We start from the raw sequence: 25,571 nt of genomic DNA, 5'->3' as shown, positions 1-25,571 counted from the left end.
CTATCCTGCCCGCCCATGCGCGCCTTCAACCTGCTCACCATCGTTGCCATGGCACTGGCGGCCACGGCCTGCCAGCGCCCGCCCGCCGCACCGGCCACGCCCGAACAGGCCCACCAGCAGGCCATGCAGCGCGCGTTCGAACTGTGCGCCGGTTGCCATACCGTGCAGCCTGGCGGCATCCATCGCTTCGGGCCGAACCTGCATGGCGTGATCGGTCGCCGTGCCGGCAGCCTGCCCGATTACGGCTATTCCGACGGCATGCGCCGCGCCGACATCACCTGGACCGCGCAGACCCTGGATGCCTTCCTGCAGTCACCTACCCAGCTGGTGCCCGGCACGCGCATGTACAACGCCTTCCCCAGCGCCGAACGCCGCGCGTTGGTGATCGCCTACCTGCAGCAGCAGCCGGCTCAGTGAGCCAGCCGCTGCAGCTGTTGCTGCAGCCGGGCCATGAACGCCGCGACCGCAGCGAACAGCGGCGCCGGATCGGTTTCGGTTGCATCCTGCAGGCGCTCGACCAGCGCATTGGCCTGGCCTGCCAGCGCGCCCGCCCCCACCACCCCGAGGCCGCCGGCCTGGCGATGCAGGTGCAGCGCCGCCGCCGCGCGGTCACCGGCCTGCAGCGCGCGCTGCACGGCCGCCAGATCCTCCTCGCTGGCCTGCAGCAGGCTGTCGCGCAGCTGCTCGGCCACCGCCCGTGAGCCGAATCGCTGCTGCAGGGCGGCCAGATCGGGCAGTGCCATGCCGTCGTCGGCCACCGCTTCCGCCACCGGTTCGGCGAACGTCTGGCCCTGTGCCTGCGGCAACCAGCGCAGCAGCGCCGCACGCAGCGTGGCCAGTGACAGCGGCTTGGCCAGCACCTCATCCATGCCGGCCTCGCGGCAGCGCCGTGCATCGTCGTCCAGCACGCTGGCGGTCAATGCCAGCACGGTCAGCCGTGGCTGGCCGGTGCGGCCTTCGCGTTCGCGCAGCAGGCGAGTGAAGCCGAACCCGTCCAGTACCGGCATTCGGCAATCGGTGATCACCAGGTCGAAACTCTCCGCCGCCAGCCGATCCAGCCCCTGCTGGCCATCGCCGACCATCACGTGCGGCACGCCCAGCTGCTGCAATCGCCAGGCCATCATTGCCTGGTTGGTCGGGTGATCCTCGATCACCAGCACGCGCGCGCCGCGCAGCGCGGCCGGCAGCAATGCGGTCTGGTCCTGCTCGGCCACCAGGGCCTCGACATCACCACTGCCCGCTTCCACCAGCGACAACCGCACTTCGGCACGGGTGCCCTCACCCAGCGTGCTGTGCAGGGTCAACTCGCCCTCCATCATCTGCGCCAGGCGCTGGCTGATGCTCAGGCCCAGGCCGGTACCACCGTGGTCGCGCTGGATGTAGGCCCCGGCCTGGGTGAACGGTGCGAACAGATGCTGCAGCTGATCCGGTGCGATGCCCATGCCGGTGTCGGTGACGCTCAGGCACAGCGGCTGGGCGCCGTCCTCGTGGGTCGGCCCCAGCACCTCCAGCTGCAGGCGGACCTCGCCCTGGGCGGTGAACTTGATGGCGTTGCTGAGCAGGTTGAACACGATCTGCCGCAGGCGTACGCCATCCACTTCGTGCGCCGGCGCCAGCTGTGGATCAATCTGCACGTGCAGCGCCAGCCCGCGTGCACTGGCCTGGGCCGAGAGCAGGCGGCAAACGCTTTCCAGCAGCGGCCGCAGAGGCTGCGGCACCGGCTCCAGGCGCAGTGCACCGGCTTCAATCCGCGAGTAGTCGAGGATGTCATCGAGAATCTGCCGCAGCATCTGCGCCGAATCCTCGATCACGCCCAGAATGCGTTGCTGCTCGGCGTCCAGTGGTGAATGCGCCAGCACTTCCAGCATGCCGAGCACGCCGCTCATCGGCGTGCGGATCTCATGGCTCATGGTGGCCAGGAAGCGGGACTTGGCCTCCGCCGCCTGTTCGGCCTCGGCCTTCGCAGCCACCAGCGCATCGGCCTGTGCACGCGCCTCGCTCACATCCACCCAGTAGCCACTCCACGTCACGGCACCGGCTTCAGCGGAATAGGGATGGGCCTGGCTGCGCACCCAACGCCCGCCGCTATCCTCGGCACGCAGGCGGAACTCCAGGATCAACGGCGCGAACTGGCGCGCAGCCTGCTCGACCGCCTGCAGGATGCGCGCGCGATCGTCCTCCTCGATGCGCTCCAGCAGGGCCTTCGCATCCTGCTCGGCCTGTTGTCGGCTGATTCCGAACAGCGCCTGCAGATCGCCGGCGATGAACGGGAAACTGAGCGTGCCATCGGCGTCGCGGCGTGCCTGGTAGACCACCGCCGGGAGGTTGTCGGTGACTTCGGCCAGGCGCTGTTCCAGGTGACGCCGCCCGGCCACTTCGCGGCGCAGGCGCCAGTAGCCGATGCCGTGCACCAGCACGGCGGTCAGCAGCACCAGCAGCAGCGGGAATCCCCAGCGCATCACCTGCTTCCAGTCGATGCCGTTGCGGTGCTCGGCTGACAGCCAGTTACCGCGCAGTGCCTCGTGCTCGCCGGGTGTCATCTGCAGCAGCAGTCGGTCGAAGGTCGTGGCCAGCGCGGCATGGCGGCGCTCCACCGCCATCACCAGCTGATCGTTGAAACCGGCCGGCGCAGCAACCTGCAGGCGCCCCTGGAAACGACCTCGCAGCAGTTGATTGACCAGCGCCAGGTTGCCTACATAGGCCTCGGCTTCGCCATCAAGAACACGCTGCATCGCCTGTTCGGCACTGCGTGCCGCCATGATCCTGGCCTGCGGTGCCTGCTGCAGCACGTAGCCACGCACGCGCTCCGGATCGGACAGCAGCACGCGCTTTCCCTGCAGGTCCGACAGGCCCAGCAAGGCAGGGCTGTCGGCACGGCTGACGATCACGTTCGGCACACTGATGAAGGGTTGGCTGAACACCCACTCCGGGCCCAGGTAGCGTGAATCGGCAGGGATGCCCATCACCGCCTGCAGCTCGCCTCGGCGGGCCTTCTCGCGCACCTCGTACCAGTCGTGGCTGCTCTCCGGCTGCAGGTGTGCACCGGCCTGCACCAGCCGATGCAGGTACTCGCTGGCCAGGCCGCTGGGCGCGCCCCCCTCGCCGGTGAACGACAACGGCGCCGCATTCGGGGCGAAGCCGATCTTCAGCGGCTGCTCCAGCACCCGCTTTTCGGCCTGGCTCAGCGCCATCTGCGCCGACGCCGACCATTGCGGTGGCGGCAACCAGCGCCTTGCCAGTGCATCGCGCTGGGCCTGGCTGGTGGCGGCCAGGGCCAGGTCCAGCGCTTCGGCCAGCGGCTGCTTGCTGGTGGGAACGCCGAAGTGCAGCCGCTCGGGGGGCAGGTCGCTGGGTCGCAGCAGCACCACACCCTGCAGATGGTGGACGGCGATCAGTTCAGTGGCGACATAAGTATTGCCGATATAGACATCAGCTTTGTCGTCTCTGACCATCTCGAGCGCCGCCAGCGAGCTGTGTGCGACAAGCTGCCGGGCACGCGGAAACCGTGCCCGCACCTGTGGACCGGTCAGGAAGTCCTGCTCGATCACCACCCGCAAGCCATCCAGATCGGGATTGTCGGAGGCACGCAGGTCGCCCGGTCGGCCCACCAGGGCCAGGGGTGCTTCGCCATAGGCCGCCGTGTAGACCATGCAACGGGTGCGGTCGGCGCTGAGACCGACGTTCATCACCACGTCGACCTCGCCACGGCATGCCGCATCCAACACGGATGTCCAGTCCGGATAGCGACGGGCCTCGACCTCCACGCCCAGCTGGCGGGCGAGAAGCGACAGATAGTCCGGACCCAAGCCGACCTGCTGGCCATCGTGGAGGGACTCGAACGGCGGCCAGCCACTGTCATACTGGCCCACGACGATGCTCGGATGGGCGGCGAGGTACTCACGCTGCAGGGAGCTGAGCGGCAGCGGCCCTGGAACGCCCTGCGCCAGGGCCGCTGGCAGCACCAGTACGGCCAGCAGCAGGACCAGCCCGCGAACAGCCCAGCTACGCATCGGCGTCGATCTCCTAGAATGCTGCCAGGGATCGCGATGGTCGCGGCCCGGCCTGCCCGGTGGTCATACTAGAGCATGAGCTTGCGCATCATCATCGCAGACGACCACCCTGTGGTCCGTATCGGCACCCGCGCCGTCATCGAATCGAGCGGCGTGGGCCGCGTGGTCGGCGAAGCCGACAGTGCACAGGCATTGATGGCCCTGCTGGGCAGCCAGCCCTGCGACCTGCTGGTCACCGACTACTCCATGCCCGGCAGCCCCCAGGCCGATGGCTTTGCCATGATCGGCATGATCCGCCGTCGTCATCCCGAGCTGCCGGTGCTGATGCTGAGCGTCTCCAACAATCTGGCGATCCTGCGCATGGTGCTCGACAGCGGTGTGCTCGGCCTGGTCGACAAGAGCTCGTCGATGGACGAACTACCGCAGGCCATCCAGGCGGTCTACCGCGGCCAGGCCTACATCAGCCGCAGCCTGCGCGAGCGGGTCGAGGCCGCGGGCGGCTGGCGCATGCGCGAGGGCGACGGCAAGCCGCTGTCGCCCCGTGAGGTGGAGGTGCTGCGGCTGCTCGGCACCGGCATGACCGTAAAGGAAATCTCGCTGCAGCTGCACAAGAGCGTCAGCACCATCAGCCGCCAGAAGGGCGATGCCATGCTCAAGCTGGGCCTGAAGGGCGACGCGGAACTGTTCGATTACCTGCGCGACGGCAATATCTGAGTTCCGGCGCGCATGACCCGCGCGCCAATGCTGCTGCACCAGCAGCAGGAATACCGCCAGGGACGGACCCGCCCGGCGCCTCGGACGATGCCGGGCCGGGCCGCGGACGCCTTGCCGCACAAGGGCAGGGCCGATCACACGCCGCCGCTTTCCCAACTGCCGGCTGAGCGGCCGGGTCCACTTTCAGCCTTGCTTCATGCCTTCTACCGCTAGATGAATGCGCAAGCCGCACGGTGCGCCAGGCAATGTTCCGGCAATGTTGGAACGCCAGCGTGGACATCACGGCAGCCGGGGCGCCCCGCGCCCTCCCTGCCCAGCGTGGCATGCACCTCACAGGAGAACGAACATGCTCAGTACTTCCACACTCAGCTTCCGTGGTCTGGCGATGGCCTTGGCACTGGTGGCCGGTGTCGCCGTGGTCAGCGATGCCAGCGCGATGTCGAGGAAGGACAAGCGCACCCTGGTCGGCGCCGTGGTCGGTGGCGTGGCCGGCAACCTGCTCTCCAATGGCGATCCCGCCGCCACCGTCGGTGGCGCCGTGGCCGGCGGTGCGATCGGCAACCTGACCACCTCCGACCGCCGCGACCGTCGCTATTACGACAACCGCTACTACGACAACCGCTACGACCGCCGATACGACCGTGGCTACTACCGCAGCGGCTACTACGACCGCGGTGACGACCGCCGCTGGCAGCGCGAGCGCTACTACGACAACCGCTACTACAACAATCGCGGCCGTCATCGCGGCTGGTAAGCGGCGGCACGGCACACCGCGAGCGGGTCCAGGGACGGGCGGGTCGATGACCCGCCCGTTTGCGTTGGCCGCGGGCATGGCGTTGAATGCGCAGCCTTGGATGTGACTTTCCCCTTTCGGGCTGCGGCATGACTTCCTTCTCCCACCGCGTGCAGGGCCTCAACAACGACGAGGTCGCTGCCGACTGGCCACCGATCAGCGCACGGGACATCGGCTGGCTGCGCGCGCACTACCCGCAGCTTGACGGGCAAAGCCAGCCGCGCTGGCACAGCCCGCGGCCACTGTCGGCCGCCGCCATTGTCGACGGCGCGCAGGGTGCGGTGTTCATCAAGCGCCATCACCACAGCGTGCGCAGCGCGGCCTGCCTGGAAGAAGAGCACCGCTTCATCGCGCATCTCGCGGCGGCAGGCGTGCCCGTGGTGCAGGTGCTGGCGGCCGCCGATGGCCATACCGCCGTCGAGCACGGCGAGTGGACCTTTGAACTGCACGCCGTTGGCGTAGGCGACGATCTGTACCGCGATGCAGTGTCGTGGTCGCTGCTGACCGATGTCGTGCAGGCCCGCGAAGCCGGTCGCGCGCTGGCGCGACTGCACCACGCTGCGGCCAGCTACCACGCGCCCCAGCGCAGTACCCATCTGCTGGTCGCGCGCGACGATCTCATCCGTGCCGACGATCCGATTGCAGCGATCAAGGCGGACCTGCCCACACGCCCCGGCCTGGCCCGCTACCTCGCACGCATCCCGTGGGAAACGCAGCTGCGCCGCGATGTATTGCCGTGGCACAGCGGCCTGGCCGAGCGCCTGCGCGACGAACCGCGGCTATGGGCGCACAACGACTGGCACGTATCCAACCTGCTGTGGCGCGACGGCCAGGTCAGCACCGTGCTGGATTTCGGCCTGGCCTCGCCCACCAGCGCACTGTTCGACCTCGCCACCGCGATCGAGCGCAACGCGGTGGCGTGGCTGGAACTGAAGCGCGGCATGGAGGCGGTACGCATCGACATCGCACGGGCGTTGCTCGATGGCTATCGGCAGGTGCTGCCGCTGTCGGCCGCGCGCGTGCACCTGCTGGCCGACCTGCTGCCGATGGTCCATTTCGACTTCGCACTGTCCGAAGTGGAGTACTTCGAAGGTGTCACCGGCTCGACCGCGAACGCCGACGTGGCCTGGCAGCCCTTCATGCTGGGGCATCCGGCATGGTTCCACAGCCCACCCGGTCAGGCACTGCTGCAGGCCCTGCACACCGCGGCATGAACGCCACCGGCTCGCAAATCCGTACCATTTGTAGTGAAATGGTCACCTGAAGCGGGGGTGCCTGGATCTGCCAGGCTGAGAGAGTCCCTTGGAACCTGATCCGGTTTGCACCGGCGTAGGGAGCTTTGAGCCGCAGCCACACCCCCGTCATGGGCCGTGCACCTGCGCGCCTTCGCTTCGTCTCCCTTGTTGTCCGAAGACGAACCGAATGAACCGCTGCCTGCGCCCCACCCTGCTCTCCCTCGCCCTCTGCGCCGCGCTGCCGCTGCCGCTGCATGCCAGCGAGGCCGACGCTGCTGCCGATGCGGCTGCCACCGGCGCCGAACGTTCGCCCACCGAACTGGCGGCGGTGCGCGTGCAGGCCGGCAAACCGAAGGCGGATACCTCACGCGTGAATGCCTTCGGTGGCGGTTCGTGGAAGGACACGCCAGCTTCGGTGAACGTGCTCGAGCGCGACTACCTCGACCGCCGCCAGGTGCGTTCGCTGTCCGAGCTGGCCAGCAACGATGCCTCGCTGGGTGATGCGTATGCACCCGTGGGCTATTACCAGAACATCGCCATCCGCGGATTCGCGCTCGATGCCGCCACCGGCTATCGCTTCAACGGCCTGTCCATCGCTGGCGAACAGCGCCTGGCGCTGGAGAACGTGCAGGCGGTGGAGATCCTCAAGGGTGAAGCCGGCCTGGCCGCCGGCGTGATGGCACCAGGTGGCATCATCAACTACATCGGCAAGCGTCCGGCCGAAGTGCGCACCGCCACGCTCGGCACCGATTCGGAAGGCTCGCGCTACGTCGCCGTCGATGTCGGCCACTGGATCACCCCGCGCTTCGGCCTGCGCCTGAACGCCGCCTGGGATTCCAGCAATTCCTACGTCGAGCACGCCGATGGCCGCCGCAACTTCTACTCGCTGGCCGCCGACTGGCTGATCGGCGAGCGCGGCAAGCTGGAAGTGGATGCCAACTACCAGACCAGCTCGCAGCGCTCGGTGTCCGGCTACCAGCTGCTGGGCGCGCGTGACCTGCCGCGCGGTGTCGACCGCGAGCATCTGCTCGGCTACCAGCCGTGGCAGCGCCCGGTGGATATCGCCAGCACCAACATCACCGCTCTGCACACCTACGACTTCAACGACGCGTGGCAGTCGCGCGTCTCTGTCGGCCACAGCCGCTCGGTGATCGATGACAACGTCGCCTTCGCCTACGGCTGCTATTACGCCGCGCAGTGCGCCGATGGAAGTGTGCCGGGCAACTACTTCGCCCCCAATGGCGACTACGACATCTACGACTACCGCAGCCCCGACGACACCCGGCGCAACCAGCAGGCGCGTGCCGAGCTGCGCGGCCGCTTCGAGACCGGCACGGTCGGCCACCAGCTGACTGTCGGCGCCGACTATTTCCGCCGCACCGTGGACAAGCGCCCCAGCGTCAACGAGTACGTCGGCACCAGCAACATCCACGACACGCAGGTGCCGGTGTTCGAGCCGTCGCCGAAGATGCCGGGTCCGTCCGCGCGACGCCTGGACAGCCGCCAGACCGCATTCTTCGCACTGGACCGGATGAGCTTCGGTGACGACTGGCAGTGGCTGGCCGGTGGCCGCTTCGTGCGCCTGGATGAACGCGCGTACGACAAGCGCGGCACCCCACAGCGGCACAGCCGCCTGTCGCGCTTCCTGCCGCAGACCGCGCTGGTGTGGAAGGCGACCGACCAGCTCAACGCCTACGCCAGTTACGTGCGCGGTATTTCGCTGGGCCAGGAAGCGCCGTTCTGGACCAGCAACGCCGATACCTTCCTGCGGTCGGTACAGTCGCGGCAGCTGGAAGTGGGCGTGAAGTACGTGCCGGTCGAGGCGTTGACACTGGGCGCGGCGGTGTTCCGCATTTCGCAGCCGTACCAGTACGCCCAGCCCGACAACAGCGACGCTGGCTATACCTTCGTCGAACAGGGCACGCAGACCCACACCGGCCTGGAACTGACCGCCAACGGCCAGCTGACCGATGCACTGCAGATCGTGGCCAGTGCCAGCGTGCTGCAGGCGCGCGCGCGCGGCACCGGCACGCCGGCCTATGAAGGCCATCAGCTGGTGAACGTGCCGAAGGTGCGCGCCAGCGTGCACCTGGCCTACGCGCTGCCGTTCGTGCAGGGCCTGGAGGCGACCGGTGGCTGGCGCTACGCCGGTGCCAATGTCGCCCGCGCCGACGGCGGCGTGCGTGCACCGGACTACTCGGTGTTCGATGCCGGCCTGCGTTTCCAGCATCGCCTGCACCAGCGCGCGGTGACCTGGAACCTGTCGGTGGACAACGTGTTCAACCGCTTCTACTGGCGTGATACCGGCAGCAGCGGCGGTGACTACTACCTGTTCCCCGGCGCACCGCGACAGGCGCGCCTGTCGGTGACGTTCGCGCTGTGAACGGGGTCGTGCTCGAGTGGACCGCCGCGCTGTGCAGCGTGCTCGGCGTCTGGCTGATGGCCCGGCGCCGGCTGTCGGCATGGCCGGTGGGCCTGCTGTCGGTGACCCTGTACGGGCTGGTGTTCGCCGAAGCCAAGCTGTACTCGGACACCCTGCTGCAGGTCGCCTTCGGCGGTTTCCTGGTCTACGGCTGGCTCAACTGGCGCCAGCATGCCGCCGACGAGGGCAGCATCCGCATCGTGCCGCTGGCGCGCGGCAAGCTGCTGCGCGACCTGGCCATCGGCCTGTGTGGCGGCGTGGCGCTGGGCGCGGCCATGCACACCTTCACCGATGCCGCGCTGCCGTGGCTGGACGCGATGCTGACCGCGCTGAGCCTGGTCGGCCAGTGGTGGCAGGCGCGCCGGCACGTGGCGTGCTGGTGGGTGTGGATCGCAGTGGACGTGGTCTATGTGGGCGCCTACCTGTTCAAGTCGCTGCACGTGACCGCGGCGCTGTACGTGTTCTTCCTCGGCCTGGCCGTGTTTGGCCTGCGCGCGTGGAGCGCAGCCGCGCGTGAGCCGCAGGTGGCCGTCCGGTAGAGCGAATCCATCGGTAGTCGCCAACCTTGGTTGGCGCGCGCCTGTCGGCCAGGGTCAGTGACCAGGCGCATCCACGCATGGCGTGGCTCTACTTCGGCTCCAGCGCCAGGCCCAGCCGCAGCGGCTGGCGCATGTCCGGCGGTGGCGCCTGCAGGGGTGCGGCCAGCAGCGCCGCGCGCAGATCGGCGTCCACCTGCCGGTCGCCCAGGCTGTCGAACTCCAGTTTCGAGATGCGGCCATCGGCGGCGATCCACACGCTGACCGGCAACGGGGCCGGCGTGTCAGGATGCGCCTGCAGCCATTCCAGCACACGCTGGGCCTGCGGGTCCTGCTCCTGTTGCAGGCGCTGCTGCAGCTGGCCGCCCACGGCGGCGGCATAGGCCATCCAGTGCGCAGGAGCGTCCTGCGCGGACACGCTGGCACTCCCCAGTGCCAACACGCCGAACACCGCAGCCAGCGGACGCCACCAGCGCCGTATGCCGCTCTTGTTCCCTGTCCTGGCCATCGCCTGCCTCCTGCGCTCCCATCCAGCGCGCCATGGTCGGTGTCGTAGATGACAGGCGGATGGCGGAGGGCAACCCGTAGAGCCACGCCATGCGTGGCTACGGCAGGTCGCGCGCGATCAGTCGCCCAGATCGGCCAGCACCTTGCGCGCGGGCGCGAAGAAGGTCACACCGGTGACGGCGGTGGAGAAGTCCAGGATACGGTCGTGCAGCGGCGCGGGATTGCCGATGAACATGCGCTCCAGCATCGTCTCGATCACCCACAGGCGGCGCGTGTAGCCGATGAAGTAGGTGCCGTACTCGCCACGGCCCGGCGTGGCGAACGGCATGTTGTCACGCAGGATCTCGTGCTCGCCGTCGGCGTCCTCGATCGTGCACAGCGTCTTGTGCGACTTCTGCGCATCGGCCGGCGCGTCGTCCAGCTCGATGTTGTCGTGCTTGGTGCGGCCGATGATCGCCTCCTGGGCTTCGGTCTTCTGCGCGCGCCAGGCATCGAGGTTGTGCAGGTACTTCTGCACCACCACGTAACTGCCACCCGCGTGGTCCGGGTCCTCGTCACCCACGATGGTGGCTTCCGGCAGTGACAGCCCTTCCGGGTTGGCGGTGCCGTCGACGAAGTCGAGCAGGTCACGGCCATCGAAATAGCGGAAACCGGCCACGTCATCAACGGTTTCCACCGCATCGCCGAAGGCCATCAGCAGGTTGCGCTCGAACGCCACGATCAGGTCCATCGTGCGTGCACGGATGTGGTACAGCAGGTCGCCCGGCGTGGAGACCGCAGTGTGGGTGGCGCCCTTGATCTCGCGGAACGGCTTCAGTTCGCGCGGCGGCGTGCTGCCCACCAGCGACTGCCACACGCGATGGCCGATGGCCACGTTGCAGGTGAAGGTGCGTTCGATCTCGCGGATGGCGGTGTTCTTGATCAGGTCGTCGGTACTGGCCAGCACCTCGCGCACCTTGGCGATGGAATCGGCATCGTCCTTCACCTTCAACACCAGGAACGCGGCCGAGTGGGTCAGCGGCGCGGTGATCTGCTGCGGCTCGTTGTCGAGCGTGTGGTTGAGGGCGGTGATCGGTGCGGGCTGGGAGTTCACGGCGGTTCCTGCTGCTGGCTTGAGGCGGGCGCATCGCGCGCGGCGATGTGCGGGCGATCATAGCCCAAGCCCCCGGCCGGCGACGGAGCGGTTCTCAGTACGCGATATGCAACATTGTGGCGCCACGGTGCCCATAAAAGTGAAGCCCGGCGCGAGGCCGGGCTTCGGTTGGCGTGTGGGAGAGAGAGAGAGTCACACGCCAGCACAACACGCACTAACGACAGGCGTTTGTTACCAGGTGAAGCGCGGGCCCACGAACCACTCGCGGTCGCCGGCCTTGGCCAGCTTCACTTCGCCACTCAGGCCCCAGTTCTGGTTGAACTTGGCGGTGGCGCCGACGCGGCCGTAGAACTCGCCGTCCGGGTTGTAGCCGTGCTTCTTGCTGAAATCTTCGTAGCCGGCCATCACGTAGCCTTCCACGTACGGGTTGAACGCGGTGCGCACGCCCACTTCGGTGGAGTAGCCGTTGAAGTCCAGGCCGCGCTTCTCGTCATACTTCTGGTACGCAACGCGCGCCACCAGGTCGGTGTTCGGTGCGATGCCGTAGTTGTAGCCGACACCCAGGCGCCACTGGTCGACGTCGTTCTTGAACTTGTCGGTCTCCTGCGCGCTGTAGTCGCCGAAGATGTGGAAGTTCGGGTGCACCGCAACGGAACCCTTCACCTTCCAGCCATCGGCGTCGCCGCCCTTGGCATCGGTGTTCACGTAGCCGCCTTCAACGTAGTTGTACGACAGGCCGTCGGTTGCCGATGCAGCGAACGGCAGAGCAGCCAGAAGACCCAGGGCAAGCAGCGAATTCTTGTTCATCGGGACACACCTTTAATTATTTTGGTTTCGTCGACCGCCTCCCGGGAGGGGGAGAGAGAGGAGGCGATCGACAGGTGTGAATTATCCGTTAGGGGGTCTAATCGACCCTGAATATTGAACTGACTGGTATATAAATATGGTTCCCGTTCAGGGAACTCGCCGTGCGCCATTGGGAGCGGCCGCACTCGCGGGCTCAACGATTCCTTCGCCATCGCATTTCCCGCGAGTGCGTTGCCCATGCGACGAACAGGCACGCCGCCATTGCCGAGCTGCTGGATGTGCGCTTCGGGAACGCTGCAGCTCTGCCTGACGCAAGCGGAGCTGCGTGTGTCTGCCGAGCGAGGGCTCCCGCGTCATGCTGATGAATTGGCGGATATGAAGAGGCGCAAGGCGCTTCGATGACGAAGATCAGCTCGCCTGATCCCGCTTGTTAATGTTGGGTCAGCAGCAGGCTTCACAGCCCATCCACGTACTCAAATTGCAGCTGAAAGCGCTTGTCAGCGACGGGAACAAACGCCGCTATATTCCAGCTTCCCCAGACGAAGGAGGGAGTGCAATGAACCTGAACCCGCAACACATGAAGTCGGCCCGCGCACTTGCTGTCGCGCTCATCGCCACCGTGAGCCTTGGCGCCTGCGCCTCTTACAAGAACGAGTTTGCAACGATCAACTCGCGTCTCGATCAGCTCGACGTAAAGGTGCAGGGCGCCGCGCAGAGTGCGGAGTCCGCCAACCAGTCCGCACAGCAGGCCAACCAACGCCTCGACCAGATCGAAGGCCGCGTCCAGCAGCTTGAAAGGGCACCCGCCGGCCGCAAGCCCCGCGGCTGATCGCTCCCTCACCGTTTGAATTGATCCGCTTCTGTATCGGGAACCAGTGGCCTTCGCCGGCCACTGGCATCCTTCCACCCAAGATTGCATTGCAAGGAAAGGAGCCGTCCCATTCGTACCTTCCCCTCCCCTGCACGCCGCGTCCTGCATGCCGCACTGGTCATGGCGCTGGCCGTTGCGTGCAGCGGCGTCGCCAACGCCAGGGACAAGGACGCACCTGCACCACCGGTGGCCGCCGTTGATGAACTTCCGCCTGACCAGAGCGTGTCCGAAACGGTGATCGAGCTGGCCGGGTGGGTGGTCGCCAGCAAGGACAACCAGGGCTATCCGTTCGCTGTCATGGACAAGGCCGCAGCGCAGGTTCTGGTCTTCAGCGGCGACGGCAAGCTGCGCGGCGCGGCACCGGCGCTGTTCGGATCGGCCATCGGTGATCACTCCGCACCCGGCGTCGCCAAGCTCGCATTGAGCGCGATTCCCGGCCACGACCGCACCACGCCTGCCGGCCGCTTCATTGGTGGCTACGGCCCCTCCGACGATGCCGGGCGCGTGTTGTGGGTGGACTACGATTCTGCCGTGTCGATGCATCCGCTGCCGCCGGGCAGCCCGAAGGAAAAGCGCGCCGAACGGTTGGCCTCGCCCACGCCGGACGACAACCGCGTCACCCATGGCTGCATCAATGTCTCGCCCGCGTTCTACGAGCAGATCGTGCAGGCCACGTTCGAGAAGGGTGGCGTGTTCTATATCCTGCCGGACAAGGATTCGATCGCGAAGACGTTCCCGGAATTCGCGCAGAGCAGGGGGGATGCAAAGGGCCAGGACGAAAAGGGTGCGCGGCGCGCAAGCAAGTAACGCGCGCTAACGAGCGCTGTCCCTGTTCTCCATGACCTGCCCGATGCTGAGTTCATTGCCACTTGGGTCCGCTAGGCGGAAATCGCGCATGCCGTAGGGCCTGTCCCCGATGGGGACGACGATGGTGACACCCGAACCTTCAAGGGTCCGGTAATAGTCGTCGATACCGGATACGACCAGATAGGCATGTGCCGCACCTGCCGGCTTGCTCCCGGACCGTTGCGTGAGGGTGATCTCCACGCCGTCGCGGCAGACGGCAGCAATGTCGGAGGGATCACCCCACGACCACGCCAGTTCGAATCCGAGCGTGCCGCAGTAGAACGCGATCGACTCGGCAAGATGGTCTACGGACAGGATGGGAGAGATGGACTCGATCTTCATGGGCGCGGGAACCCTTCCATGTCGGGGTGTCGGCCGATCATAGCGTCCGGCCGGCCTCACGACCTGGCCCCTTGAACGGTGGACGAGCGCAGCCCTCCAGCGTTGGCGTTGTCGATGGGTCGCCCTGGCCGCACTCCTCCGCCGGTCCCGGGTACGACTCCGCCGATCCGGACGCTTTTCCCGCACTTCGCACCCACGCTGGAACCTCCGCCAACACCGAGGTTCCGAGATGCCACACCGCTTTCCCAAGGTTGCCCGCTGGACGGCGGGGCCGCCACAGGGCCAGGGCAAGCAGCGCGGCCTGCGCGGCGCCAATGGCGAAGACGACGGTCCAGAAAGCCATGGAGGGAGGCCGGTCGGCAACAGGTTGGGGTGGAAGCTTAGCAGCCGGTTTCCGGGCAGAAGAACAGGACGAACGGCCTACACCCGGCCCAGCATGTCCAGACTTTCCCCGCCGGCATCACCTCATTCGCAGAGCGCGCTGTCTTCCTTCAATGCGGCGTCATCCAGCGGGCGGAGCTGTTCGATCTGCTCGCGTTGCTCGGCCGTGGGCTCGCCCAGCCACCACACCCGGCAGCGCGCGGTAAGGCGGCCGACCATCTTCGACTGATCGGGTGAGTACAGCATCGCCAGCGCGGTGCCGGGGCAGTCGTGGGCCTGGCAGGCGGTGTAGAACCACCAGGGTTCGCCCTGAAGCACCAGCAGCTCGCCAGGCCCGCTGGGGCCGCTCAACAGGCGTTCGCGTAGCGACGGGATGTCCTTGTCGGCGGATTCGGCGGCCTGCGTTCCCTTCATCAATGCATCGAACGCGGCCAGCACCGTCGGGTCCTTGCGGCCACAATCGTCCACCGTGTTGCCGCCCACCAGGGTGAAGAAGTGGGTCGCCAACGGGTTGTCCTTGCAGGTGAGCTCACGGCCGACACTGGAGTCTTCCGGCTCGCCTTCACTGTCCCACACCGACGGATCCACTCCGTCCTCGATGGACGGTTCACTCTCGACCACGGTGGTCGTCGCTGCCGGTGTTCCAGCAGGTGCGGTGGGTGCCACCGCAGGTATCGTTTGGACGGCCTTCTCCGGCGCCTGCCCGCAGGCCGCCAGCAGCGCGACCGTCAGTGCCATCCCTGCAACTTGAATCTTCATTCCCTGTCCTTGTCTGATCTGCGACGCATGTGCCACACCAGCGCAGGGTGATTCTAACCAGCGGCGCGCTAGGATGCGTTCGCCGCTCCCGTCATCGCCAGGACCTGGACGCATGCGCCGTACACGACTCGCCGTGATCTTCTGCAGTGCGCTGCTGCTGGCAACGCCGGCCATTGCCCACGATGCTGAAGGCGCGAAGCCTGCACCACCGCTTCCCGATGCAACCCTGCCGGCGCCGCTGGATCGCGTGCTGCGCGACTACGAACAGGCGTGGTGCAAGGGGGATACCAAGGCGCTCGCCCGGCTGTTCGCCGAGGATGGCTTCATCCTGCAGAGCAACCAGGCGCCAGTGCGCGGACGCAGCGCGATCGAGGCGGCGTATTCCGGCCAGAGCGGCAGCCCGTTGCGGTTGCGCGCGTTGGCCTATGCCGTGGAAGGGAACATCGGCTACATCATCGGTGCCTACACCTTCGGCAACAACGTGGGGGACACCGGCAAGTTCACGCTGACGTTGAAACGCGTGGGCGATGGGCCGTGGATGATTTTCTCGGACATGGACAACAGCAACGCGCCGCCACGGGCGCGGTGATCGGGCGTTGCAGTAGATCCACGCCATGCGTGGATATGCAGCGCGCGTGATGCCAAGCGAGCTTGGCACTCACCAGGGCCTGTCTCCACCCGGCACCCGGTTGGTACTCCCTGATGAAAAAACCCCGGCGCATGGCCGGGGTTTTTCGATTCACTTGAACAGCGTGTCCGGATATTCCGGTTTCTGTTCCCGCGCCAGCAGCGCACGCAGGCCTTCTTCCGGCGTCTGTTCGCCATGCAGCACAGCACGCACGCGGTCGGAGATCGGCAGGTCGATGCCATGGCGGCGCGCCTGTCGCATCACTTCGTCGGCGGTCTGCACCGACTCGACCACCTGGCCGATCTCGCGCACGGCATCCTGCAGCGTCTGGCCACGGCCCAGGGCCAGGCCCAGTCGGCGGTTGCGCGACAGGTCGCCGGTGCAGGTCAGCACCAGATCGCCGAGGCCTGCCAGGCCCATCAGCGTTTCCGGCTTGGCGCCGATCGCAGCGGCCAGGCGCAGCATTTCGTTGAGGCCGCGGGTGATCAGGCCGGCACGGGCGTTGAGGCCCAGCTGCATGCCATCGGCCACGCCGGTAGCCACGGCCAGCACGTTCTTCATCGCGCCGCCCAGCTCGGCACCGACCATGTCGTCGCCGGTGTAGGCGCGGAACGCCGGGCCGTGCATCGCCTCGGCCACCGCCTGCGCGAACTCGGGCACGTCGCCGTGCACGGTGATCGCGGTCGGCAGTCCCTGGGTCACTTCCTTGGCGAACGACGGCCCGGTGACAACGGCCAGCGGCACGTCCTCACCCAGCACTTCGCGCGCCACTTCATGCAGGAAGCGGCCCGAACCGGGCTCGAAGCCCTTGGTGGCCCAGGCCACGCCAGCACCGGCCGGACGCAGCGGCGCCAGCGCGCGCACGGTTTCGCCGAACGCGTGCGACGGGGTCACCACCAGGATCCAGGCCGCGCCTTCCACCGCCGACGCCAGGTCGGTGGTGGCACGCAGGCTGTCCGGCAATGGAATGCCCGGCAGGTAACGCGGGTTCTCGTGGCGCTGGTCGATGGCTTCGACCACGGCCGCGTCGCGCCCCCACAGCACGGTCGGGTGACCGTGCCGTGCGAGCAGGCTGGCCAGCGCGGTTCCCCAGGAACCGGCGCCGAGCACGGCGATCTTGTCAGCGGTAGTGCTCATCCGTGACGTCGCAGCAGGGATCAGGCGTTGCCGGCCGGCTCGGAGTCAGCCAGCGACGGTGCGTCGCCCTGCTCCTGGCGCTGGCGCAGGGTTTCTGCGTACAGGCCTTCGAAGTTGATCGGCTGCAGGAAGAACGGCGGGAAGCCGCCGGCCTGGATCAGGTCGCTGACCAGCTGGCGCACGTACGGGAACAGGATGTTCGGGCACTGGGTGCCGAGCAGCACGTCGATCGACTGCGGGTCCAGGCCAACCAGGCCGAACACGCCGGCCTGCTTCACTTCGGCCACGTAGGCGGTGCGCTCGCCGGCCTGGCAGGTCAGGGTCACGGCCAGCACGACCTCGAAGGCGTTCTCGCCCAGGCGCTGCACCTGCTGGTTCAGGTTCAGCTGCAGCTCCGGCTGCACCTGGTCATTGAAGATGGTCGGAGCGTTCGGCGACTCGAAGGAGACGTCCTTGACGTAGATCTTCTCGACGGTGAAAGCGGGGCCGGTGGCGGCATCGACCGGCGCAGCGGCGCCGTTGGTGATCTCTTCGGACATTTCCAGTAACTCCAGATAAATGCAATGAAAACGAGGGTCGAATTACTGCGATGGGGGCGGCATCAGGCCCATACAAGGCCGGATGCGCCACCTGCGGCAATCAGTTGCGGCCCTTGACCAGCGGCAGCTCGGCCTGCTGCCAGGCGGGAATGCCACCATCGAGCACGTAGACCTTTTCGAAACCGGCCTTCTTCAGCGCCTTGGCGGCGGTTTCCGAGGCGTTGCCGCTGCGGCATACCAGCACCACCGGCGACTGCTTGGCGTTGGCCACCAGCTTGTTGTCCGGGCCGAAGGCACTGGCCTGGGCATTGCGGCTGCCGGCGATGTGGCCCTTCTCGAAGTCACCGCTGGCCGACAGGTCGACCACCACCGTGCCGCCCGCGTTCATCAGCTGGGTCAGTTCGGCGGGTTTGATGCCCTTGAAGCCCCGGAACAGGCGGCGGATCTCGGTGACGATGATGGCCACGGTCAGGCCGACCAGGGCCGCGGACAGCATCGGGTTTCGGCCTGCAAAGGCCAGCAACTCTTCGTAATTCACTCAGGTCACGGGTCGATTAAGCGGGCGCCGATTGTCGCACAAGCCGGACGCGGCCCGTCACTGCCCCTTCCACAGGTCCGGCAGGCCGGCGGACTGCCACCAGCGCTTGGCCTCCGGGTCCCAGCGCCAGCGCTCGACCACGACCACGGTGCGCTCGGCCTGGGTGTTCTGGTTGATCACCCCGATTTCGACGCGGCGCTCGACCTCGCCCCCTTCCAGCGAGGCGCTGCTGCGCTCGCGATAGGATGACACGCGCAGCTGCGCGTAGCGGTTGAGCTCGAACTCGGTCGGCGGCTTTTCCTTGCGCAGCTTCGGGTCCAGGTAACCGATGGCATCGTCCATGCTGCCCCAGCGGATGGTCGCCCCGTAGGCGATCTGGGTCTCTTCCAGCAGCTTGCGCTGCTTGCGGCTGAGGTCGTCGGCCGAGGCCACGGCGCTGGCCAGCAGCAGGGAACAGATCAGGAACTGGATGAGGCGGCGCATCGGTGGTTTCCCCAGAACGTCAGCCTGCCATCCTACCCTTTGGCGAAGGCTACGAAGCGACCGCTGAACTCGGCAGCCGGGCGGCCGTCGGCACCGGGCTGGGTGGCGATGATGCTGATGCGGGCCTTGCGGCGCTGGCGGAAGGTATTCAGGAAGGCGTCCCAGCCGCTCGCTTCGGCGGCTTCGGCATGGGCATGCAGGTCTTCGTAGACCGGTGCCAGGTAGCGCAGGTTGCTGTCGGCCACGTAGACCTCGGCATCGTGGCCGGCCAGGCGCAGGCGCAGGCTGACCAGCGCCCAGCCGGACAGGGTCAGTACCGAGGCCAGGCTTCCACCGAAGGCGTTGCCCTTGTCGTTGACGTTGGCAGCCAGCGGCGCGGTGATGCGCAGCACGCCATCGGCATAGCCGTCGAGCTGGATCTGCATGGCGCGGACCGCTGGCATGCAGTCCAGTACGTCCTGCAGGGCGGCCAACGAGGAAGTCAGGGCATCAACGGACATCGGAGCAGCGACCACGACAACGAAGGGCCCGCATAATGCAGGCAATGGCCGACCATACGATACCCACTGGCGCCGCTGGCTCCGACGCGGCCTGGACCCTGATTTCACTGCGCCCGCAAGGCCAGCATGTGGCGCTGCGCCGCGCCGTTGCTGGGCTGGGCGGGCATGTGCTGGCGCTTTCACCGTGGCGGTTGCAGCGCCTGCACGGCACGCCCGTGGTGCGCCAGCTGCAACGCGCGCTGAACTGCGATCGCGTGGTGTTCACCAGCCCGGCTGCGGTTGCTGCGGCCGCTTCCCTGCTGACGCTGGCCGAGGCGCAACGCAGCCCGTGGCTGACGGTAGGCGAAGGCACCGCGCGCGCGCTGCAGGCACACGGCATTTCCGAGGTGCATGCACCACAGCGTATGGACAGCGAAGGCCTGCTGGCGCTGCCGGTACTGGCCGACGTGCAGGGCCTGCGCATCGGCCTGGTGACCGCGCCCGGTGGCCGCGGCCTGATTGCCGCGCAGCTGCAGGCGGCCGGTGCCCGCATCGAACGCGCCGACGTCTACCAGCGGCGCCTGCTGCGCCTGGCGCCGCGCACGCTGGCACGACTGGCGCATTCAGCCTTTCCGTGGGTGCTGGCGGTCAGCAGCGGCGAAGCGCTGCAGCATTTCTGGCAGCAACTTCCAACCGCATTGCAGCAGCGCCTGCAGGCGCACGCGACCGCCGTGGTGGCCAGTGATCGCCTGGGTGAACAGGCGCGGGCGTTGGGCCTGCAGCACGTCGTGCGCGCGGCCGGCCCCACCACCGCACAGCTGGTGGCGGCTGCACACGCCACGCTCACCGTCCCGGCAGCGACCTGAACAGGGACGTGGGTCACGCTTGCCGCTGTGGTCGGCAACAGTGATGCTGTGCTCAACGCGGCCTGCCGGTCCCCCACCGGCGACGGTGCCGACAAGGAAGCCTGATGAACGACACTCCGCCCGTTTCCCCACCCCGTCGCTCCGCACGCTGGCTGCTGCCGCTGGCCGGTGTGGCCGTGCTCGGCGCGGGCGGCTACGCGGGCTGGTACTTCTGGCAGCAACAGCAGCGCGAACAGGCGGCGCAGGCGCAGACCACCGCCGTGCAGCTGCAGGGCCTGGAGGCCACGCTGGATGCGCTGCGCCGTGACCAGCGCGCGACCAGCCAGCGCCTGCAGGACGCGGCCACCACCAACCGCGTGCTGCGCGACGAGATGCTCGGCCTGTCCCAGCGCAGTGCACTGCTGGAAGAAAACCTGGCCAAGCTGGCCGACAGCGCCAACCAGGGCCGGCAGGCGGTGCAGCGCGACGAGGCCGAGTTGCTGCTGACCCAGGCCGCGCAACGCCTGAACTACGCCGACGATGTGGATGGCGCACGCCGCCTTTATGCCCAGGCCGCCACTGCGCTGGCCGATCTGCCCGACAGCGATGGCCTGAACCTGCGCCAGGCGCTGGTGCAGGAACGTGATGCACTGGATGCGCTCGGCGCCGGCCCGCGCGTGCAGTCGTTGCAGCGCCTGGATGCATTGGCCAAGGCCTTGCAGGGCCTGCCCTCGCAGGTGACCGGCAACGCTGCGCCGCCGACCGCCAGAGCCTGGTGGCAGGCCACGCTGGCACCGTTCGTGGACATCACCCCGAGCCGTCAGAACGGCCCGCTGACGGCTGCCGAACGCCGCAATGCCGACGATGCGCTGCAGCTGGAACTGACCCTGGCGCGCGCCGCGATCGAGCGCGGCGACCGTGCTGGCCGTGATACCGCGTTGGTACGCGTGGAGCATTGGGCGCAGCGGCGCTGGCCGGATTCACCGGCCCTGCGCGCACAACGTGCTGAACTGAAGGCCTTGCGCGAGCTTCCGCTGCAGGCCAGCAACACCGTTCTTGGCAGCACCCTGCAGCAACTTCGCACCCAGACCGACCGGAGGTAATCCCGCATGAAACCCCTGCAATCCCTGGTCGTGCTGTTGCTGGCCGTGGCCATCGGCGTAGTCGCCGCGCAATGGCTCGGCGCCGATGACCTCAACCGTTTCGGCGAAGTGATCCTGCGATACGGCGGCTACGACTACCACAGCAACCTGCCGAAGGTCGCGTTGCTGGCGGTGATCGCGGTGCTGGTGCTGTGGCTGCTGTGGAGCCTGATTGCCGCACCGTTCCGGGCGTGGGGCCGCTACCGCCGCAAGCAGGGCCGGGTGCGCCTGATCGACGGCCTGCAGGCTTACGAGCACGGCCAGTGGCAGCGTGCGGAGAAACTGCTGGACGGCGCCGCCAAGGACCCCGAAGTGAGCGCGGTGGCGCTGGCCAACGCCGTGCGCAGTGCGCAGGCACGGGCCGATGGCCCCGCCGGCGAAGCACTGCTGCAGCGCCTGGGCGAAAGCGATGCCACGCTGCAGGCGCTGCTGCGTGCCGAACAACTGCTGGCTCGCGAGCTGCCGGTGGATGCGATCAACGCGCTGGACGTGGCCGCGATCCAGCCGCTGCCGCCGCGTGGCCTGTGGCTGCGCACCGAGGCACTGGCGCAGGCCGGGCGCGCGCACGAGGCCTATGGGCAGCTGGGCGCGCTGCGGCAGAGCAAGGTGCTGCCGACCGATGCCAGCAGCGAACTGGAAGCACGCCTGGCAGCGCAGGCGCTGCTGGAAGCGGCCGACGTCAACGCGCTGGCCGCGCAGTGGGAAGCCACGCCGAAGGCACTGCGGCCGACGCCGGACGTGGTGGGTGCCTATGCCAGCCGTGCGGTAGCCCTGAACTGGGATGAGCCGGCGCTGCTGGCGCTGGAACAGGCGCTGGACCAGCGCTGGGATGATGAACTGGTGGCGCTGTATGGCCGCCTCCCGGCCGAGCGCCTGGCCACCCGTCAGGCCAACCTGCAGCGCTGGCGCAACGTGCATGACGGCTCGGCCGCGCTGCGCCTGGCGCAGGGCCGCGTGGCACTGGCGCAGCAGCAGTGGGATGCCGCCGACGCGTTCCTGCATGAGGCGATCGCCAGTGGCGCCGGGGCACCGGCATGGGAAGCGCTGGGTGAACTGTTCGCCCAGCGTGGCGAGCACGCACTGGCCGCGCAGTGCCTGGCCAATGCGCTGCGCCTGCAGCGCGGCGAGGACAGCGTGGCGCTGGTACGCAGCGAAGCGCCGCTGCGTGCCACGGTGGAAGAGCAGCCGATTGCGGTGCAGCCGCCGGTGTATGACGCCAATGAAGAGCGCGACGAGTTCGGTAACCCGCGGTTGCCCTGATCGGTAGTGCCGGCCGCTGGCCGGCATCCACCGGCGAATCTGGCACCGTGCCAAGCAAGCTTGGCACCCACCAGAGCAACCATCCGGGCAACAACAAAAACGCCGCCCATCGGGCGGCGTTTTTGTTGGTAGATCCACGCCATGCGTGGATGCGATCAGCGTTCGACGATCGCCACCACGCCCATGCCGCCGGCGGTGCAGATCGAGACCAGTGCGCGGCCACCGCCGCGTTCGGCCAGCTGCTTGGCGGCGGTGGCAATCACGCGTGCGCCGGTGGCGGCGAACGGGTGGCCGGTGGCCAGCGATGAACCCAGCAGGTTGATCTTGTCCGGGTCGATGCGGCCCAGCGGTGCATCCAGGCCCAGGCGGTTGCGGCAGTAGTCCTCGCTCTCCCACGCACGCAGCGTGCACAGCACCTGCGCGGCGAAGGCTTCGTGGATCTCGTAGATGTCGAAGTCCTGCAGGGTCAGGCCGTTGCGCTTGAGCATCTCCGGCACGGCAATGGTCGGCGCCATCAGCAGGCCTTCGCCATGCACGAAGTCCACCGCCGCCACGTGCGCATCGCGCAGGTAGGCCTGCGGCTCGTGGCCGTGCGCGCGTGCCCACTCTTCGCTGGCCAGCAGCACCGCGGCGGCACCGTCGGTCAGTGGCGTCGAGTTGGCGGCGGTCAGCGTGCCGCGGCCGGACACCTTGTCGAACGCCGGCTTCAGCGTGGCCAGCTTTTCCAGCGAGGTATCCGGGCGCAGGATGTTGTCACGCTCGACACCACGGAACGGGGCGATCAGGTCGTTGAAGAAGCCGCGCTCATAGGCCGCGGCCAGCTTCTTGTGCGAGGACACCGCCCACTCGTCCTGCGAGTCGCGCGAGATGTTCCATTCCTTGGCCATGTCCTCGCAGTGGTCACCCATGCTCTTGCCGGTGCGCGGCTCGGCCACGCCCGGGAATTCGGGCTTCAGTTCGGAGAACTTGAAGCCGGAGGTGAGCGCGCGGATCTTGTCGCCGGTGCTCTTGGCACGGTTGGCGGCCAGCAGGCGCGCGCGCAGCTTCTTGGCGTACACGATCGGCACATCGGAGGTGGTGTCCGAACCACCGCCGATGCCCGATTCGATCTGGCCCAGCGAGATCTTGTTGGCCACGGTGATGATGCTGTCCAGCGAGGTGCCGCAGGCGCGCTGCAGGGTGATGCCCGGGGTCAGCGGCGACAGGCCGGAGGACAGCGTGGCTTCGCGGCCCAGGTTCCAATCACTGGAGTGCTTGATCACCGCACCCATCGCCACTTCACCGAGCTGCTGGCCGTGCAGGCCGAAACGTTCGACCAGCGCGCCCAGCGTACGGACCGACATGCCGAGGTTGCCGACATCCGAATACGCGGTGTTCTGGCGGCAGAACGGAATGCGGACGCCACCGAGGATGGCGACGGGACGAGCGTTGGGCATGGAGATACCTGGCATGGATGAGGGTGTCTGCAACATGGCCTGCACGACGGAGCAGGCATAATGGAGCCAAGTGTAGCTGCCGCCCTGTGATGGGCCAACCGTGGAACCATGAGCAAACCCGACCCCGCGATGAATGCCCTTGGCGTGCTGGCCCTGGAACTGGCCGGCGGCGAAATCCCCCGCCAGGCGGTACTCAGCGCCGAACAGGCCGGTGAACTGGCCGAACGCGTCGGCCGCGACCTGTCCAAGCTGGTGCCGCAGGTGGCCGAGCTGGACCTGGTGTTCGCCGCCGCGCATTTCGACCCGGCCGAAGTACTGCGCCCGGGCTGGCCGATCCACCGCCGCCTGGAAGAACTGCAGATGCGTGCGCCGGGCCGCAACCAGGGCCCGCGCCTGCTGGCGTTCGGCACCGATGCCAACGGCGACGTGCCGCTGCCGTTCCAGGCCGATGCCAGCCTGGTGGGCGGTGGCCTGCGCGTGGTGCCGTTCCTGCTGACCGGCAGCGATGTGGCCACCACCAACGCGGTCGCCAATGCGCTGGAAGAAACCCTGCTGGCCAACGGCATGGCGCACGCCGATACCGCATTGATGGCGCAGAACACCTTCGGCGCCCGCATCGAGCATGCGCGCTATTTCACCGTGAACGACCTGGCCGCGATGATGTCGATGCAGTACGACAACCAGGGCCTGGCCGCGCTGTGGCCGCTGATCGAGACCGCGATCATGGCGCCGGGCGAGGACGAATGGCTCAACGCAGCGCCCGAGCCGCTGCTGCGCTACACCCATGGCGAGGCGCGCATGGCGCTGTTCGATCCGGCCGGCTGGTGCGCGCACTACAACCACAGCAACAACGACTGTGACCGCCTGAAGGGCATCTACGAGCAGTTCCTGATGCGCCAGCGACAGATGGCCGCAGTGCTGGAAGCACACGGCGTGCCGGTGCTGTTCGTGCACTGCGAGGCCGGGCAGGACGCGCGCGAGCTGCTGGCGCGCTGATGGTGGTCCCGGCCGCTGGCCGGCAACCCTCGGATCTGCGATTGCCGGCCAGCGGCCGGCACTACCGCTCAGGAAAAACGCCGGCTTGCGCCGGCGTTTTCCATTTCCAGCAGGTCTGCGCTTTACGGCGCCTTCTGGATCACCGCACACGCCAGGCGCGCACCGGCATTGCCGGTCGGCTGGGTCTTGTAGTCGTCCGCGTCGGCGTGGACGATCAGGCCGCGGCCGATGATGTCGAAGTCATCACCCTTGCCGATGTTGACGTTGCTCGACACCGGGCCATCGATGGTGGCCACGCCCTTGTCGTCGGCCTTGATGTTGGGCATGTCGCCGCCATGGTGCGGATCGGTGGCGACGTTGCCGTGATCCTGGTGGCCCGGGTTGAAGTGGCCGCCGGCGCTCATGCCGTCCGGCGCGCTGCAGTCGCCCTTCTCGTGGATGTGGAAGCCGTGCTCGCTGCCCGGCTTCAGGCCGGTGACCTGGCCGGTCACGTGGACCTTGCCGTCGACCAGCTTGAAGGTGACGCTGCCCTTGGCCTCGCTGCCCTGGGTCGGCGCCAGTTCAGCGGTGGCCGACGCATCTGCCGCGGGTGCAGCTGCCGGTGCGGGGGTTGCGGCCGGTTCGGTGGTGGCGCCCTCGGCCGCAGCGGCCGGCGGGGTTTCGGCCTGCGGCGCGGCAGGCTGCTGGCCGCAGGCCGCCAGGCCCAGCGCGGCGACGGCGACAAACAGCGAAGTGTGGATCAGACGCATGCAATCTCTCCCTGGATGAAGCC

General features: G+C 67.8%; 26 protein-coding genes and 1 riboswitch. Of the genes, 13 read left to right on the top strand and 13 right to left on the bottom strand.

Annotation, left to right across the window (positions count from 1 at the left end; all coding sequences use genetic code 11):
* The first annotated feature begins 15 nt into the window (after nucleotides 1-15).
* Complete coding sequence (locus AC5P7U_RS06725) at nucleotides 16-417, top strand: c-type cytochrome (protein ID WP_197564130.1); 402 nt, start codon at nucleotides 16-18, stop codon at nucleotides 415-417.
* On the opposite strand, the gene AC5P7U_RS06720 is transcribed toward AC5P7U_RS06725, so the two are convergent.
* Entirely contained in the window at nucleotides 411-4,010 is a 3,600-nt protein-coding gene (locus AC5P7U_RS06720) for an ATP-binding protein (RefSeq protein WP_495220900.1), read from the bottom strand. The two genes, AC5P7U_RS06725 and AC5P7U_RS06720, sit on opposite strands and share 7 nt — an antisense overlap.
* Nucleotides 4,011-4,085: 75 nt before the next feature.
* Between AC5P7U_RS06720 and AC5P7U_RS06715 the strand changes: the two genes are divergently transcribed.
* The 5 genes from AC5P7U_RS06715 (at nucleotide 4,086) to pnuC (ending at nucleotide 9,713) form a co-directional block, all read left to right on the top strand.
* A complete protein-coding gene (locus AC5P7U_RS06715; RefSeq protein WP_008268795.1) occupies nucleotides 4,086-4,724 on the top strand; it encodes a response regulator in 639 nt (212 codons plus the stop codon).
* A gap of 346 nt (nucleotides 4,725-5,070) precedes the next feature.
* Entirely contained in the window at nucleotides 5,071-5,478 is a 408-nt protein-coding gene (locus tag AC5P7U_RS06710; RefSeq protein ID WP_197564128.1) for a glycine zipper 2TM domain-containing protein, read from the top strand.
* 128 nt (nucleotides 5,479-5,606) lie between these two features.
* The gene (locus AC5P7U_RS06705) at nucleotides 5,607-6,731 is read left to right on the top strand and encodes a phosphotransferase enzyme family protein (protein ID WP_197564127.1); all 1,125 of its coding nucleotides are present in this window, start codon (nucleotides 5,607-5,609) and stop codon (nucleotides 6,729-6,731) included.
* A 43-nt stretch (nucleotides 6,732-6,774) separates the two neighbouring features.
* Nucleotides 6,775-6,870, top strand: a riboswitch (TPP riboswitch).
* 69 nt (nucleotides 6,871-6,939) lie between these two features.
* The gene (locus AC5P7U_RS06700; protein ID WP_197564126.1) at nucleotides 6,940-9,135 is read left to right on the top strand and encodes a TonB-dependent receptor; all 2,196 of its coding nucleotides are present in this window, start codon (nucleotides 6,940-6,942) and stop codon (nucleotides 9,133-9,135) included.
* Nucleotides 9,136-9,143: 8 nt separating this feature from the next.
* Complete coding sequence (pnuC, locus tag AC5P7U_RS06695) at nucleotides 9,144-9,713, top strand: nicotinamide riboside transporter PnuC (protein ID WP_197564125.1); 570 nt, start codon at nucleotides 9,144-9,146, stop codon at nucleotides 9,711-9,713.
* 88 nt (nucleotides 9,714-9,801) lie between these two features.
* Here pnuC and AC5P7U_RS06690 read toward each other — a convergent pair whose 3' ends face one another.
* From AC5P7U_RS06690 to AC5P7U_RS06680, 3 genes are all read right to left on the bottom strand, one after another.
* Nucleotides 9,802-10,218 (bottom strand): hypothetical protein, encoded by a 417-nt coding sequence (locus AC5P7U_RS06690; protein WP_197564124.1) that lies wholly within the window; start codon nucleotides 10,216-10,218, stop codon nucleotides 9,802-9,804.
* A 117-nt stretch (nucleotides 10,219-10,335) separates the two neighbouring features.
* Nucleotides 10,336-11,310: a Dyp-type peroxidase gene (locus AC5P7U_RS06685; protein ID WP_004153564.1), complete on the bottom strand. Its 975-nt coding sequence runs from the start codon at nucleotides 11,308-11,310 to the stop codon at nucleotides 10,336-10,338.
* 231 nt (nucleotides 11,311-11,541) lie between these two features.
* Nucleotides 11,542-12,117, bottom strand: coding sequence for an OmpO family porin (locus AC5P7U_RS06680; RefSeq protein WP_004153562.1), 576 nt, complete (start codon nucleotides 12,115-12,117; stop codon nucleotides 11,542-11,544).
* Nucleotides 12,118-12,673: 556 nt separating this feature from the next.
* On the opposite strand from AC5P7U_RS06680, the gene AC5P7U_RS06675 reads away from it, so the two are divergent.
* Nucleotides 12,674-12,946, top strand: coding sequence for a hypothetical protein (locus AC5P7U_RS06675; protein ID WP_004153561.1), 273 nt, complete (start codon nucleotides 12,674-12,676; stop codon nucleotides 12,944-12,946).
* Between the two features lie 162 nt (nucleotides 12,947-13,108).
* Nucleotides 13,109-13,795, top strand: a complete 687-nt coding sequence (locus AC5P7U_RS06670; RefSeq protein WP_004153560.1) for a L,D-transpeptidase family protein — start codon at nucleotides 13,109-13,111, stop codon at nucleotides 13,793-13,795.
* Between the two features lie 6 nt (nucleotides 13,796-13,801).
* Here AC5P7U_RS06670 and AC5P7U_RS06665 read toward each other — a convergent pair whose 3' ends face one another.
* Nucleotides 13,802-14,176 carry a bleomycin resistance protein gene (locus AC5P7U_RS06665; RefSeq protein ID WP_004153559.1) on the bottom strand — a complete coding sequence of 125 codons (375 nt, stop codon included), beginning with the start codon at nucleotides 14,174-14,176 and terminating at the stop codon, nucleotides 13,802-13,804.
* Between the two features lie 465 nt (nucleotides 14,177-14,641).
* A complete protein-coding gene (locus AC5P7U_RS06660) occupies nucleotides 14,642-15,316 on the bottom strand; it encodes an Ivy family c-type lysozyme inhibitor (RefSeq protein ID WP_004153557.1) in 675 nt (224 codons plus the stop codon).
* Nucleotides 15,317-15,428: 112 nt separating this feature from the next.
* On the opposite strand from AC5P7U_RS06660, the gene AC5P7U_RS06655 reads away from it, so the two are divergent.
* Complete coding sequence (locus AC5P7U_RS06655; protein WP_004153556.1) at nucleotides 15,429-15,905, top strand: YybH family protein; 477 nt, start codon at nucleotides 15,429-15,431, stop codon at nucleotides 15,903-15,905.
* Nucleotides 15,906-16,055: 150 nt separating this feature from the next.
* Here the strand turns inward: AC5P7U_RS06655 and AC5P7U_RS06650 are convergent, their stop codons facing one another.
* From AC5P7U_RS06650 to AC5P7U_RS06630, 5 genes are all read right to left on the bottom strand, one after another.
* Nucleotides 16,056-17,081 carry an NAD(P)H-dependent glycerol-3-phosphate dehydrogenase gene (locus AC5P7U_RS06650; protein WP_004153554.1) on the bottom strand — a complete coding sequence of 342 codons (1,026 nt, stop codon included), beginning with the start codon at nucleotides 17,079-17,081 and terminating at the stop codon, nucleotides 16,056-16,058.
* A gap of 20 nt (nucleotides 17,082-17,101) precedes the next feature.
* Nucleotides 17,102-17,620: a protein-export chaperone SecB gene (gene secB, locus AC5P7U_RS06645; RefSeq protein WP_004153553.1), complete on the bottom strand. Its 519-nt coding sequence runs from the start codon at nucleotides 17,618-17,620 to the stop codon at nucleotides 17,102-17,104.
* Nucleotides 17,621-17,720: 100 nt separating this feature from the next.
* Nucleotides 17,721-18,158: a rhodanese-like domain-containing protein gene (locus AC5P7U_RS06640; RefSeq protein WP_004153552.1), complete on the bottom strand. Its 438-nt coding sequence runs from the start codon at nucleotides 18,156-18,158 to the stop codon at nucleotides 17,721-17,723.
* Nucleotides 18,159-18,215: 57 nt separating this feature from the next.
* A complete protein-coding gene (locus AC5P7U_RS06635; RefSeq protein WP_004153551.1) occupies nucleotides 18,216-18,641 on the bottom strand; it encodes a hypothetical protein in 426 nt (141 codons plus the stop codon).
* 32 nt (nucleotides 18,642-18,673) lie between these two features.
* Entirely contained in the window at nucleotides 18,674-19,141 is a 468-nt protein-coding gene (locus tag AC5P7U_RS06630; protein WP_004153550.1) for a YiiD C-terminal domain-containing protein, read from the bottom strand.
* A 35-nt stretch (nucleotides 19,142-19,176) separates the two neighbouring features.
* Here AC5P7U_RS06630 and AC5P7U_RS06625 point away from each other — a divergent pair, with 35 nt between their 5' ends.
* From AC5P7U_RS06625 to AC5P7U_RS06615, 3 genes are all read left to right on the top strand, one after another.
* Nucleotides 19,177-19,986, top strand: a complete 810-nt coding sequence (locus AC5P7U_RS06625; RefSeq protein ID WP_197564119.1) for a uroporphyrinogen-III synthase — start codon at nucleotides 19,177-19,179, stop codon at nucleotides 19,984-19,986.
* A 104-nt stretch (nucleotides 19,987-20,090) separates the two neighbouring features.
* A complete protein-coding gene (locus AC5P7U_RS06620; RefSeq protein ID WP_004153548.1) occupies nucleotides 20,091-21,068 on the top strand; it encodes a uroporphyrinogen-III C-methyltransferase in 978 nt (325 codons plus the stop codon).
* Nucleotides 21,069-21,074: 6 nt separating this feature from the next.
* Entirely contained in the window at nucleotides 21,075-22,367 is a 1,293-nt protein-coding gene (locus AC5P7U_RS06615; protein ID WP_197564118.1) for a heme biosynthesis HemY N-terminal domain-containing protein, read from the top strand.
* Between the two features lie 155 nt (nucleotides 22,368-22,522).
* Here AC5P7U_RS06615 and AC5P7U_RS06610 read toward each other — a convergent pair whose 3' ends face one another.
* A complete protein-coding gene (locus tag AC5P7U_RS06610; protein WP_495220899.1) occupies nucleotides 22,523-23,818 on the bottom strand; it encodes an acetyl-CoA C-acetyltransferase in 1,296 nt (431 codons plus the stop codon).
* A gap of 93 nt (nucleotides 23,819-23,911) precedes the next feature.
* Here AC5P7U_RS06610 and AC5P7U_RS06605 point away from each other — a divergent pair, with 93 nt between their 5' ends.
* Nucleotides 23,912-24,799 (top strand): hypothetical protein, encoded by an 888-nt coding sequence (locus AC5P7U_RS06605; protein ID WP_040006724.1) that lies wholly within the window; start codon nucleotides 23,912-23,914, stop codon nucleotides 24,797-24,799.
* Between the two features lie 122 nt (nucleotides 24,800-24,921).
* On the opposite strand, the gene AC5P7U_RS06600 is transcribed toward AC5P7U_RS06605, so the two are convergent.
* Complete coding sequence (locus AC5P7U_RS06600; protein WP_004153542.1) at nucleotides 24,922-25,548, bottom strand: superoxide dismutase family protein; 627 nt, start codon at nucleotides 25,546-25,548, stop codon at nucleotides 24,922-24,924.
* Nucleotides 25,549-25,571: the final 23 nt, after the last annotated feature.

The organism is Stenotrophomonas sp. YJH_SMC_57 (assembly GCF_059369755.1).
Note: the sequence above shows the minus strand (reverse complement) of the source record. Positions and strands in the feature narration are given on the sequence as shown.

Coding starts and splice junctions, on each gene's coding strand:
- AC5P7U_RS06725 (WP_197564130.1), top strand. CDS start 16: ATGCGCGCCTTCAACCTGCTCACCATCGTTGCCATGGCACTGGCGGCC.
- AC5P7U_RS06720 (WP_495220900.1), bottom strand. CDS start 4,010: ATGCGTAGCTGGGCTGTTCGCGGGCTGGTCCTGCTGCTGGCCGTACTG.
- AC5P7U_RS06715 (WP_008268795.1), top strand. CDS start 4,086: ATGAGCTTGCGCATCATCATCGCAGACGACCACCCTGTGGTCCGTATC.
- AC5P7U_RS06710 (WP_197564128.1), top strand. CDS start 5,071: ATGCTCAGTACTTCCACACTCAGCTTCCGTGGTCTGGCGATGGCCTTG.
- AC5P7U_RS06705 (WP_197564127.1), top strand. CDS start 5,607: ATGACTTCCTTCTCCCACCGCGTGCAGGGCCTCAACAACGACGAGGTC.
- AC5P7U_RS06700 (WP_197564126.1), top strand. CDS start 6,940: ATGAACCGCTGCCTGCGCCCCACCCTGCTCTCCCTCGCCCTCTGCGCC.
- AC5P7U_RS06690 (WP_197564124.1), bottom strand. CDS start 10,218: ATGGCCAGGACAGGGAACAAGAGCGGCATACGGCGCTGGTGGCGTCCG.
- AC5P7U_RS06680 (WP_004153562.1), bottom strand. CDS start 12,117: ATGAACAAGAATTCGCTGCTTGCCCTGGGTCTTCTGGCTGCTCTGCCG.
- AC5P7U_RS06675 (WP_004153561.1), top strand. CDS start 12,674: ATGAACCTGAACCCGCAACACATGAAGTCGGCCCGCGCACTTGCTGTC.
- AC5P7U_RS06670 (WP_004153560.1), top strand. CDS start 13,109: ATGGCGCTGGCCGTTGCGTGCAGCGGCGTCGCCAACGCCAGGGACAAG.
- AC5P7U_RS06665 (WP_004153559.1), bottom strand. CDS start 14,176: ATGAAGATCGAGTCCATCTCTCCCATCCTGTCCGTAGACCATCTTGCC.
- AC5P7U_RS06660 (WP_004153557.1), bottom strand. CDS start 15,316: ATGAAGATTCAAGTTGCAGGGATGGCACTGACGGTCGCGCTGCTGGCG.
- AC5P7U_RS06655 (WP_004153556.1), top strand. CDS start 15,429: ATGCGCCGTACACGACTCGCCGTGATCTTCTGCAGTGCGCTGCTGCTG.
- AC5P7U_RS06650 (WP_004153554.1), bottom strand. CDS start 17,081: ATGAGCACTACCGCTGACAAGATCGCCGTGCTCGGCGCCGGTTCCTGG.
- secB (WP_004153553.1), bottom strand. CDS start 17,620: ATGTCCGAAGAGATCACCAACGGCGCCGCTGCGCCGGTCGATGCCGCC.
- AC5P7U_RS06635 (WP_004153551.1), bottom strand. CDS start 18,641: ATGCGCCGCCTCATCCAGTTCCTGATCTGTTCCCTGCTGCTGGCCAGC.
- AC5P7U_RS06630 (WP_004153550.1), bottom strand. CDS start 19,141: ATGTCCGTTGATGCCCTGACTTCCTCGTTGGCCGCCCTGCAGGACGTA.
- AC5P7U_RS06625 (WP_197564119.1), top strand. CDS start 19,177: ATGCAGGCAATGGCCGACCATACGATACCCACTGGCGCCGCTGGCTCC.
- AC5P7U_RS06620 (WP_004153548.1), top strand. CDS start 20,091: ATGAACGACACTCCGCCCGTTTCCCCACCCCGTCGCTCCGCACGCTGG.
- AC5P7U_RS06615 (WP_197564118.1), top strand. CDS start 21,075: ATGAAACCCCTGCAATCCCTGGTCGTGCTGTTGCTGGCCGTGGCCATC.
- AC5P7U_RS06610 (WP_495220899.1), bottom strand. CDS start 23,818: ATGCCAGGTATCTCCATGCCCAACGCTCGTCCCGTCGCCATCCTCGGT.
- AC5P7U_RS06605 (WP_040006724.1), top strand. CDS start 23,912: ATGAGCAAACCCGACCCCGCGATGAATGCCCTTGGCGTGCTGGCCCTG.
- AC5P7U_RS06600 (WP_004153542.1), bottom strand. CDS start 25,548: ATGCGTCTGATCCACACTTCGCTGTTTGTCGCCGTCGCCGCGCTGGGC.